Annotated in this window: 8 protein-coding genes; 4 read left to right on the top strand and 4 right to left on the bottom strand. The window is 49.6% G+C overall.

Annotation, left to right across the window (positions count from 1 at the left end):
• Nucleotides 1-163 precede the first annotated feature (163 nt).
• Nucleotides 164-1,372 (top strand): RtcB family protein, encoded by a 1,209-nt coding sequence (locus tag B5F35_RS14145; protein ID WP_087242091.1) that lies wholly within the window; start codon nt 164-166, stop codon nt 1,370-1,372.
• A 49-nt stretch (nt 1,373-1,421) separates the two neighbouring features.
• On the opposite strand, the gene eno is transcribed toward B5F35_RS14145, so the two are convergent.
• Nucleotides 1,422-2,705 (bottom strand): phosphopyruvate hydratase, encoded by a 1,284-nt coding sequence (eno, locus tag B5F35_RS14150; protein ID WP_087242073.1) that lies wholly within the window; start codon nt 2,703-2,705, stop codon nt 1,422-1,424.
• Nucleotides 2,706-2,922: 217 nt separating this feature from the next.
• Between eno and B5F35_RS14155 the strand changes: the two genes are divergently transcribed.
• Nucleotides 2,923-3,567 carry a hypothetical protein gene (locus B5F35_RS14155; protein WP_087242075.1) on the top strand — a complete coding sequence of 215 codons (645 nt, stop codon included), beginning with the start codon at nt 2,923-2,925 and terminating at the stop codon, nt 3,565-3,567.
• 160 nt (nt 3,568-3,727) lie between these two features.
• On the opposite strand, the gene B5F35_RS14160 is transcribed toward B5F35_RS14155, so the two are convergent.
• The 3 genes from B5F35_RS14160 to B5F35_RS14165 form a co-directional block, all read right to left on the bottom strand.
• The gene (locus tag B5F35_RS14160) at nt 3,728-5,305 is read right to left on the bottom strand and encodes a recombinase family protein (protein WP_087242077.1); all 1,578 of its coding nucleotides are present in this window, start codon (nt 5,303-5,305) and stop codon (nt 3,728-3,730) included.
• A 27-nt stretch (nt 5,306-5,332) separates the two neighbouring features.
• Nucleotides 5,333-5,476, bottom strand: a complete 144-nt coding sequence (locus B5F35_RS18780) for a hypothetical protein (RefSeq protein WP_162611437.1) — start codon at nt 5,474-5,476, stop codon at nt 5,333-5,335.
• Nucleotides 5,477-5,568: 92 nt separating this feature from the next.
• Nucleotides 5,569-5,811, bottom strand: coding sequence for a hypothetical protein (locus tag B5F35_RS14165; protein ID WP_087242079.1), 243 nt, complete (start codon nt 5,809-5,811; stop codon nt 5,569-5,571).
• Between the two features lie 1,041 nt (nt 5,812-6,852).
• Here B5F35_RS14165 and B5F35_RS14170 point away from each other — a divergent pair.
• Both B5F35_RS14170 and recD2 read left to right on the top strand, forming a co-directional pair.
• Nucleotides 6,853-7,917, top strand: coding sequence for a YqaJ viral recombinase family nuclease (locus tag B5F35_RS14170; RefSeq protein WP_087242081.1), 1,065 nt, complete (start codon nt 6,853-6,855; stop codon nt 7,915-7,917).
• 12 nt (nt 7,918-7,929) lie between these two features.
• Nucleotides 7,930-10,245, top strand: a 2,316-nt coding sequence (gene recD2 / locus B5F35_RS14175) for an SF1B family DNA helicase RecD2 (RefSeq protein ID WP_087242083.1), incomplete at its 3' end; no start/stop codon positions are given.

A 10,245-nucleotide genomic window follows, 5' to 3' on the forward strand; every position in this document is an offset into this window, starting at 1 on the left:
ATTGTAATATGCTGCTGGCATAATGTCAATGGAATTTCTGATACAAACAGCAGGAAAACCGGTATTTTTAACCGGGGCAATTTGGTTTTCTCTGGAAACCGGCTGATTTGAGGAAGAAATGGCCAGGACCGTGTGCCGGCAGCTGAAATTTGTGAGGAAAAGCATGATTGAAATTAAAGGAAAGTATAACGAAGCAAAAATTTTTACCGATGTGGTGGATAGTGCGTCCATCGCACAGGTACAGGAACTGTGCAATCAGGAATTTACAGCGGGAAGCCGCATCCGGCTGATGCCCGACATTCACGCCGGAGCAGGCTGCACGGTTGGAACGACCATGACAATTTCCGATCGGGTGGTGCCGAACCTGGTGGGAGTGGATATTGGGTGCGGGATGGAAACCGTCCGCATCCGGGAGTCTCATCTCGAGCTGCAAAAGCTGGATAAGCTGATCTATGAAAAGATTCCCTCCGGTTTTTCGATCCGAAGCAAGGCTCATCGGTATCTGGATCAAATCGATCTGTCGCAGCTGTGCTGTGCCCGCCATGTGGACCTTCTTCGGGCGGAAAAAAGCATCGGTACTTTGGGGGGAGGGAATCACTTTATCGAGGCGGATCGGGATGACGAGGGAAATCTCTATCTTGTTGTCCATTCCGGAAGCCGTCATCTCGGGGTGGAGGTTGCACGATACTATCAGGAGGAAGGGTATAAGGTTTTAAACGGCACGGACGACGCTTCGATGGAACAGTTTATCGCACAGATGAAGGCACAGGGCCGCCAAAAGGAAATTGAAAAGGAGCGCAAGCGTCTTAAAAATCTGAAACGGACGAGCATTTCCAGAGAACTGGCTTATGTATCGGGAGAGCTGTTTGAGCGGTATCTTCACGATATGAAAATTGTGCAGCACTTCGCGCAGCTGAACCGGCAGGCAATGATGGATGAGATTGTGAAGGGGATGAAGCTCCACGTGGAAGAGCAGTTTACCACAATCCACAACTATATTGATATGGACAACATGATTCTGCGAAAGGGAGCCGTGTCCGCACAGGCGGGAGAAAAGCTGCTCATTCCCATCAACATGCGGGACGGAAGCCTGCTGTGTGTGGGAAAAGGAAATGAGGATTGGAATTTTTCCGCTCCCCATGGGGCGGGACGGCTTATGAGCCGGGCGGCGGCCAAGCAATCCTTCACTGTGTCGGAGTTTAAAAAGCAGATGGCAGAGGTATATACCACCTCTGTGAGCAGGGCTACCCTGGATGAGTGCCCCATGGCTTATAAAGGAATGGAGGATATTGTGGACAACATTGGTCCCACAGTGGAGATTAGCAAAGTGATCCGTCCTATTTACAATTTTAAGGCGGGGGAAGAGGACTGAACGGAAAAAAGACATGGCAGGCACAAAGGCCTGTCATGTCTCTCCCATGTCAATGAAACGCGCTGTTTCCCGGATAAATGGCCGCACTTCCCAACATGTCCTCCAGACGCAGAAGACGGTTGTATTTGGCGGTGCGTTCCCCTCTGCTTGGGGCGCCGGTCTTGATCTGGCAGGTGTTCATGGCCACAGCCAGATCTGCGATCGTGGTGTCCTCCGTTTCACCGGAGCGATGAGACGCGATGGCAGTGTATCCCGCCTGATGTGCCATGCGGATGGCGTCGAGTGTTTCCGAGACTGTGCCGATTTGGTTGAGCTTAATCAGGATAGAGTTTCCGCAGCCCAGCTCGATTCCGCGGCGCAGCCGTTTGGTGTTGGTGACAAACAGATCGTCTCCGACAAGCTGTACCGTCTGTCCCAGCACGCGCGTCATTTCTTCCCAGCCTTCCCAATCCTCCTCATCCAGGCCATCCTCAATGGAACGGATGGGGTACTGCTCGCAAAGCGATTTCCAGTGGGCTATCAGTTCCTTTGAGGTGTACTTTTTTCCGGATTTCGGGAGCCGGTATTCGCCCTTTTGCCCGCTTTTCCATTCGCTGGAAGCTGCGTCCAAAGCCAGGACAAAGTCCTTTCCCGGTTCATATCCCGCCTTGGAAATGGCGCTGAGAAGATATTCGATTGCCTCCTCATCGCTGGACAGATCCGGCGCGAATCCGCCCTCGTCTCCCACGGACGTGGTTAAGCCTTTTCCGTGCAGAAGGCTTTTCAGCGTGTGGAACACCTCCGCGGACCATCGCAGTCCTTCACGAAAGCTTGGCGCGCCTACAGGCATAATCATAAATTCCTGGATATCCACCGTGTTGGCGGCATGTGCTCCACCATTCAAAATATTCATCATCGGCACAGGGAGACAGACACCGTTTACGCCTCCCAAAAAGCGAAACAGCTCTGTTTGGCATGCGTTGGCTGCGGCATTTGCCGCCGCGATGGAGACAGCAAGAATGGCGTTTGCGCCAAGCCGCGATTTGTCCTTTGTGCCGTCTGCCTCCAGCATGGCCCCATCGACGCCGTAGAGATCAAATGCATCCTTTCCGTGCAGCGCCTCATGCAGCACCGTGTTTATGCTGTGGACCGCCTTGGTTACGCCTTTTCCCTGATAGCGTCCCGTGTCACCGTCCCGCAGTTCCAGCGCTTCAAATTCACCTGTTGAAGCTCCGCTGGGAGCTGTTCCGCGTCCTGTTGCTCCGCAAAACAGCGTGACCTCCGCCTCGACAGTGGGGTTTCCGCGTGAGTCCAAAATTTCACGTCCTATGATCGTCTCGATTTCGCAGCGCATGCAGCTCATCCTTCCTTTCCCGGGTATGGAGTTTTCGTTAGTATCTCCAGCGGGAAAACCTTCATGCAAAAAGTTTTTCTTTTGATGAAAAATTGTGAAGAGGGGCTTGCGCTTACAGGAAAATTGCCGTATGCTGAAACCAGCATTTTTTTATCTGATTTGAATTGATCCCGCCAGATTACAGAATGGTTTTCGGGGGGGAAGGGGAGGAATAGCAATGCCGAAATGTAAACTTTGTGGACAAAAGAAAGAATTTTATAATGAACTGGGTTACTGTGACGAATGCCTGGATGAAATCCGCGCGTTCCTCAAAACGAGCAAGCAGCGCCTGAATGCCTGGAAAGAAGAGAGCCTGGAAGCAGGAGAAGAACGCCGGGCGGAGATAGGCGCACAGGCGATGGCTCTGGAAGAATCGCTGCAGCAGTATGAAAAGCGCGGCGTGGCTCTGAACCGAAAGGAATACCGTGCTCTCCTGCGCGCTGTCTATGCGCATTGCGGTGTTACGCGCCCCAAAAAGAAGCAGACCCCGCTTTTGATCGGCATGGGTGCGGTTTGCGCGGTGTTTGCCGTTCTGTCCATTGTGTTCGCGGTGCAATGGCAGCAGGAGAAGGCAGCCGGTGAGGAGCTGAGAATACAGAACGAGCAGCTTTCCATGACTCTTTCGGATTTACAGATGCAGATGGATGGCAGCCAGGTTTCCCCCGAGGGCGGCGATACAGCCGGGGTACCGGAAGGGGATATACCGGTGGGCGGCGGATCCGTGGGGAATGCTGTGGGAGGCGCGGCTTCTCCGTCCGTTGGCACGGATGTTGTCATTGGCGGCGCGGTAGCGCAGGACGGAGGAACCGTCATTTTGGGATGACAGGAATGGGCTCAAAGCCTGCTTTCCTCGAAAAGCTCAAAATAATTTCGTTCCTCCTGCGCATCCCTTGGCTTCCCTTTCAAATTCCCGGCGCAGGATCCCCAGCGCTTTTTTCTCAATGCGCGATACATAGCGACACGCCTATTGTAAACGATGCCCTTTAAGAAATTGCCTCCAGCTCGTGGAAGCGGAATTTGATGATGATCTCTTTTCTCTCGGTCAGTTCCACCCGTTCGATGAGGCTGACCAGCAGCTCCCGACTGCTCAGTGCTGAGTCCAGAAACTGTTTCACCAGCGCCTTGGCTTTTTCTTCGGCGCTTACCGGCTGCTTTGCCTGTTCCTGAAGGTTCTTCAGCCGCTCTTCCAGAACTGTGCGGTCCATTTTGACCTTCTGATAAATGCGCTGGAAGTCCTCTTCGGAGAGCAGGCCGTTCAGCCGGTCCATGTACATCTGATCCAGGTTGGTGGTCAGAGCGGTGATTTTGGATTGCAGCGCCTGTATCTCCGCTTCACAGCTGGCTGCTTTGCTGGCGTTCTCCACTGCTTCTGCCGCAATTGGACACAGTGCATCCGGGTTCAGATAGGTCTGGCAGACATCTCTTACCTTGGTGAGCACGGCTTTGTTCACCGTTTCTTCCTTGATGGAGTGACAGGTACAAATGCCAGCTTTGGTAAACCGCTGATAGGTCCGGCAGACAAAGTACAGGCGATCCTCACCAGCGGCATTCTTGCGGTTGAGCACCGCCATGGGGTAGCCGCACTCATGGCAGAAGATCAGCCCTTTCAGCAAGAAGTCATAGGTTCGGCTTCTGGTGTACTTACGGCTGTTCACCAGCATCTGTACCTTTTGGAAGGTTTCCGGGTCAATGATCGGCTCATGCGTTCCTTCTACCACCACCCAGTTTTCCGGGGATTGGCGCAAGCATTTTTTAGATTTGTAGCTGATTTTCACCGTGCGTCCCTGCACCATATTGCCGATGTAGGTTTCATTTTTCAGCATATCGGCAATTCGTTCGCTGCTCCACAGACCGCTGTAGGGGCCGGGTCTTGCCACCGAGAGATTCGCATAAGTAGCCGGGGTGGGGATGCCTTCTTCATTAAGCGTGGTAGCAATTTTGCGGCAGCTCATGCCCGAAAGAGCCAGAGAAAAGATCCGCTGTACTACCGGAGCTGCTTTCTCATCAATGACGATCTTGTTTTTCTCGGTGGGGTGCATCTTGTATCCGTACATGGGCTTGCCGCCAATGAATTGTCCCTTCCGCTGCTTATCCCGCTTGACGCTCTTGATCTTCTTGGAGATGTCCTTGGCGTACATGTCGTTCATAATGGCGCGGAATGGGGTGATGTCGTTGGCGGTGGAGTCCACGCCGGTGTCAATGCCATCCAGCAGAGAAATATACCGTACCCGGTGTTCTGGGAAGTACCGCTCCATATAGTGACCGGTCATGATATAATCACGGCCCAGGCGGGACAGGTCTTTGGTGATAACCATATTGACCTTTTGGGCTTCGATGTCGCTAATCATCCGTTGAAAATTGGGACGGTCGAAACTGGTACCGCTCCATCCGTCGTCCACATAAGTGTCAAAGACGGACAAGCGATGCTGTTCGACAAACTCCCGCAGAAGGGACTCCTGATTCTGGACACTTTGGGATGGTCCTTGGTTTTCATCCTCCTTTGATAGCCTGATGTATAAAGCCACATGGTAATCCATGGGGTTGCTTATCTCTAAATACATACCATACCTCCTGAGATAAGCGGCCATTCACTTATATTGTACAATGGAATACTCCATTATGGCAAGGATACGGCTAAGATAAAGTCGAAAAGATTCTTCTAAAATTTCAGATACACTCTTTTCGGTATTGCAGTAAGTACAGTGCACAACAGGCAAGTTTTCTTTTTTCATACGTTTTTCCTCCTTTTGTTCATCGTATGTAGGAAACCGCTTCTTCTTGCCTGTTTTTTTGAAAAAGAAAAGTGACCTGCTTTTTAGGCAAGTCACTCAGCGGTTTTCAATTTAAATGTGGAATAGCTTCGGAATATGTTTTTATCCGTTTTTGGAACCATGGTGAATGGATTGGCCGAGGTGACTTCTGCTTCCATCAACAAACTCATTGCAAAACAGTGGGCAAAGAATTCTTTATAGCCAACACCATCCAAGTTTAGATGAAGCAGAGCAGAAACAACCTGAAAGTCATCTGGTTGTACTTCTATCGTGCCAGTCAGCGCCAGATTGATCATATGCCCGATTCCATGGAGCAAGATGCTTTAAGGCTGATTTGAAGAATTTCCTCAATCTCTTGAACTGAATAAGTTCGCTTTTCCGAATCGACTTGATTGGTTGTGTTTTTTCTTCAACTGCCATACAATCTATTCTCCTTTCTTTGCAAGCAACATAGACCTTGTGAAAAGCTCTCTATATAACTTAACACTAAAGTGAACGCCCTCTTTTCAACTGCGATAAGCAAATTTTTTATCGGAATATAAAACATTTCAGGCCATTTCCTGCGCCGGGTTTTCCGCCGCGTATTATCAGGTTCTGCTATGCAGTATTTCAATTGAGGGCGAGCTCGGTATGATCATCGCACACTATCCACAATACCTGTATAACTCCTGAAATGGAGTATGAAATTGTCAAGATACAAAAAGAATGTGCAGACTGGATAACGATTTCTGTACCAGGCCTGTACACCCTTATAAATAGACAAGCAGTTGCCAATTTTCTGCATATCCTGCAATTTTATTTTTTATTTTTGCACTTTCAACACAATATGTATGTGTTTTCGCTTGACTGATTCTATATGTTGTGTTAAACTAAAAATGTAATTGATATTTGTGCGTTCCCTTATGGAATACAGATTGATTTCTGTACCGCAGGCTAAATGCCCGCATTGCACACGCAGTTAAGTTTGTACTTGTGCCAGTAGTATCACTGCGCCTTTGGGGCCAGTGTATTACTGGTTTTTTGTTTTTTCGGGAGTTTTATTCCCAACAGCGAGGAGGACTTTGGTTCATAGGTTACTATGAACGGCAGGCTTTAGGCCGTGGTCAACCTCGCCTATTTTTTTGCCCAAATGCCGAAATCGGCTTTGAGGATATAGCAAATATTAGAAAGAAGGTATGTAAATGAACACGAACATGCAGGGGTGGATGATCCCCAACAAAAAAGGGAAAACAAATGAGGCTTGGAAATCGCTTAGAAAGCAGAACCCCATTCAGCGTCGCTGCCCGGTAATGAAATCGCATGTCGTTCCCCGTCAGACACGGAGGGGGTGCTGATCCATGCCGGTCACTGACTCGGCTGCTGAAAAGCGGCTGGAACCTTTAGTGTTGGTTGATACAGTTGGACTTACAGAGGAAGAATGGCTCTCTTATCGTCGCCGCGGCATTGGCGGAAGTGATGTGGCCGCTCTTCTGGGGATTTCCCCATGGAGGACAGCCCGAGACTTGTATTACGACAAGCTGAATGTTGCGTCAGTTGAAGATGAGGAAAGTAATTGGGTAGCGCTGGAAATGGGACATCTGCTGGAACCCCTAGTGGCAAAGATTTTTGAACGCAAAACAGGTTACAAAATCTACCAGATTAAAAAGATGTTCCAGCACTCGAAACATCTATGGATGCTGGCAGATGTAGACTACTTTGTTGAACTCCCAGATGGCACTACTGCCATTCTGGAAATCAAGACAACAAACTACAACGCCCGGGATAATTGGTGGCTGGATGGTGAGGAAACTGTTCCGATCTACTACGAATCTCAAGGTAGGCATTACATGGCTGTAATGGATGTAAACCGTTGCTTTTTCTGCTGCCTATATGGCAATAATGAAGATGAGACTATCATCCGTGAAATCCGGCGTGACATCGCTTACGAAGAAGAAATGGTTTATCTGGAACAGTATTTCTGGGAAAATCATGTGCTCACCAAAACACCTCCGCCCTATACCGAAGACGGAGATCTTGTGGTGGAAAGTGTTCGCCGACACACTGGCACTGCAGATAGGGACGCTGCTGTTGTAACACTTGATTTCAGTCTAACAGCAAAACTGATGCGCTATCTCCAACTTCAGGAGGAAAAAAAGCGCGCAGAAGCCGGCAGCAAAGAGATCGAGGCAGACATGCAGCGTCTAAAAGCGGCCTTAATTGCTGAAATGGGACAAAGCTGCAAAGCGGTATGCCAGCAGGATGGTATAAATTATACCGTTACCTATAATCCGGTACGCAAGACCACCATCGATAAGGACAATCTGCTTCGATTAAAGCTGGATCACCCAGATATTTATGAGCAGTATGTAACTGTCTCAGAGTCCAGGCGGTTTAGTGTAAAAGTCAGCGCAGGCGCAGCATGAGGGAGTGAAAACATGATCCATATTGGAACATTTGATGGAACTGTTTACTACAACCCGGCGAACAAATATTCCGTCATTCAGATGAAAACCAAAGACCAATCTATTCCGCAGGAAGGGCGTTCTTCCCGCCGCTACAACGACCATTTGATCCGCTTTACTGCCGTGGGCTATGAATTGCCCAGGACCGATGCGGTAGAAGTGGAACTGGATGGTGAATGGAAACAAGGCAAATACGGGATGCAATTTCAAGTAGAGCAGTGGCGGGAAATCGTGCCCAAGACCAAGGCCGGTGTGGAGGGTTACTTGTCCTCTGGGCTGATCAAAGGAATTGGGCCAGCGCTTGCGTCACAAATTGTTGCCCGATTTGGTGAGAACGCATTGGATATTTTGGAGAAGTATCCAGAGCAATTGTTGGAAATCAAGGGTATTACAGCAAGCAGACTTCAGGATATCAAGGCGTCCTATGCGGAAAACCGGATACTCCAGGATCTCATGGTGCTGCTTTCCCCATTCCAGATTACTCCTAAAACAGCTCTGAAAATTTACGAACACTTCGGACCCTCCAGCGTGGAAATCTTGAAAGAAAGCCAATTTGAACTATGTCAGATTTCCGGCTTTGGTTTCCTGCGCGTGGATGCCATCGTTCAAAAAAACGGCGGCAATCTTCATGACCCCAACCGAATCAAAGGCGCTCTGTTTTGGATGCTTTCGGAGAGCAAAGGAAAAAACGGCCACCTGTTTCTGCCCAGCGAAGTTCTTCGCAAAGAGGCTCTGCATCTTCTGAACTTGAAAGTCCCTGTGGCAGCGTTTAAACTGCACGAACAGGACGTGCAAGATGTTTTGGAAGGCATGATCCTTAACGGCGAGGTCGTATCAGTGCAGGGAAATATCTATCTCCCCCAGGTATTTGCCCAAGAAGATGCTGTGGCTCGGCACATTGCGGTACAGCTGGCTGAACTGCCGATACCGGAACAAATTGACCAGGTATTGGAACAGGTCAAGCGTGAACTGGGCTTCTCCTTGTCTGAGAAACAAGAAGAGGCGGTTTATGCGGCATATCGCAACAATCTTTCCATCATTACCGGCTCTCCCGGTACTGGTAAAACAACAGTACTGAAAACCATTCTGGAGGTATATCGCCGTCTGCACCCACAGGGTGAAATCACTCTGATGGCACCCACAGGCCGAGCCAGTCGGCGAATGGCAGAGAGTACAGGATTTGACCAGGCCCGGACGCTTCATAGCGGACTGGGGCTTGGCAGTGAAGAGGAAGACAGCAGCCGCAGCAGACAGCGGGAGCCGTTGTCTGCGGATCTGATCATTGTGGACGAGTTTTCCATGGTAGATATGTGGTTGGCAGACAAGTTTTTCTCTCACATCAAAGCAGGGGCGCGTGTTGTTCTTGTCGGAGACCCGGATCAGCTACCCAGCGTAGGCGCTGGGAATGTGTTCCGGGAGCTGATCGACTGCGGGCTTGTGCCGGTAACAGTGCTGAATCAGATTTTCCGGCAAGCCAAGGATAGTTTGATTGCACATAATGCCAGATTCATCAATGAAGGGACTACAAATCTGTACTTCGGCCCGGACTTTACTTTTCTTTCCGGCGGCAGTCAAATTGAGACAGCAGAAAAAATCATCGACCGATACTGTATAGAAATCAGCCAGAGTGGAATTGAACGGGTGCAGATTCTATCTCCGTTCCGGTCCAGAGGGGAAACCTCATCGGAACAGCTCAACGAGGCAATTCGAGAACGGGTAAATCCCTTTCGATCCGCAGAAGATGAAATCCAGATCGGAATGAAGATCTTCCGCGTGAATGACCGTATCATGCAGACCAAAAACACCGAAAAGGTTTCAAATGGCGATTTGGGCTTTATCCGTTATATCCATGATGATGATAATGGCAAGCATATTGGCATTGATTTCGGTGTAGGTCGGGAGCTAGAGTACAGCATAGAAGATATGGCAAATCTGGATCTGGCCTATGCCACGACAATTCACAAATCAATGGGATCGGAGTATGAAACGGTTATCATGCCTCTGCTGAAGGCACACACCATTATGCTCTACCGCAATCTGCTCTATACCGGCATTACCCGCGCTAAGAAACGGGTGATACTGGTCGGACAGAAGCAGGTACTGTTTATGGCGATTCATCGCAGTGAGATCAGCAAACGCCATACAATGCTGGGCGAGCGCATTGGAATGTATTATCAGACATACGTTCAGCGACCTTTCTTCGGAGGAACGATACGTCCAGCGGCTGGAGCAGGCAAAACCTGTTCTGGACGCTTTGTTGGCATGGGCAAATACCAGAACAGCAGCACC

It is taken from the genome of Anaeromassilibacillus sp. An200 (genome assembly GCF_002160025.1).
Lineage (GTDB): Bacteria > Bacillota > Clostridia > Oscillospirales > Acutalibacteraceae > Caccousia > Caccousia stercoris.

Excerpts from the sequence above, each read along its gene's own strand:
- B5F35_RS14145 (WP_087242091.1), top strand. The coding sequence starts at position 164 with ATGATTGAAATTAAAGGAAAGTATAACGAAGCAAAAATTTTTACCGAT.
- eno (WP_087242073.1), bottom strand. The coding sequence starts at position 2,705 with ATGCGCTGCGAAATCGAGACGATCATAGGACGTGAAATTTTGGACTCA.
- B5F35_RS14155 (WP_087242075.1), top strand. The coding sequence starts at position 2,923 with ATGCCGAAATGTAAACTTTGTGGACAAAAGAAAGAATTTTATAATGAA.
- B5F35_RS14160 (WP_087242077.1), bottom strand. The coding sequence starts at position 5,305 with ATGTATTTAGAGATAAGCAACCCCATGGATTACCATGTGGCTTTATAC.
- B5F35_RS18780 (WP_162611437.1), bottom strand. The coding sequence starts at position 5,476 with ATGAAAAAAGAAAACTTGCCTGTTGTGCACTGTACTTACTGCAATACC.
- B5F35_RS14165 (WP_087242079.1), bottom strand. The coding sequence starts at position 5,811 with ATGATCAATCTGGCGCTGACTGGCACGATAGAAGTACAACCAGATGAC.
- B5F35_RS14170 (WP_087242081.1), top strand. The coding sequence starts at position 6,853 with ATGCCGGTCACTGACTCGGCTGCTGAAAAGCGGCTGGAACCTTTAGTG.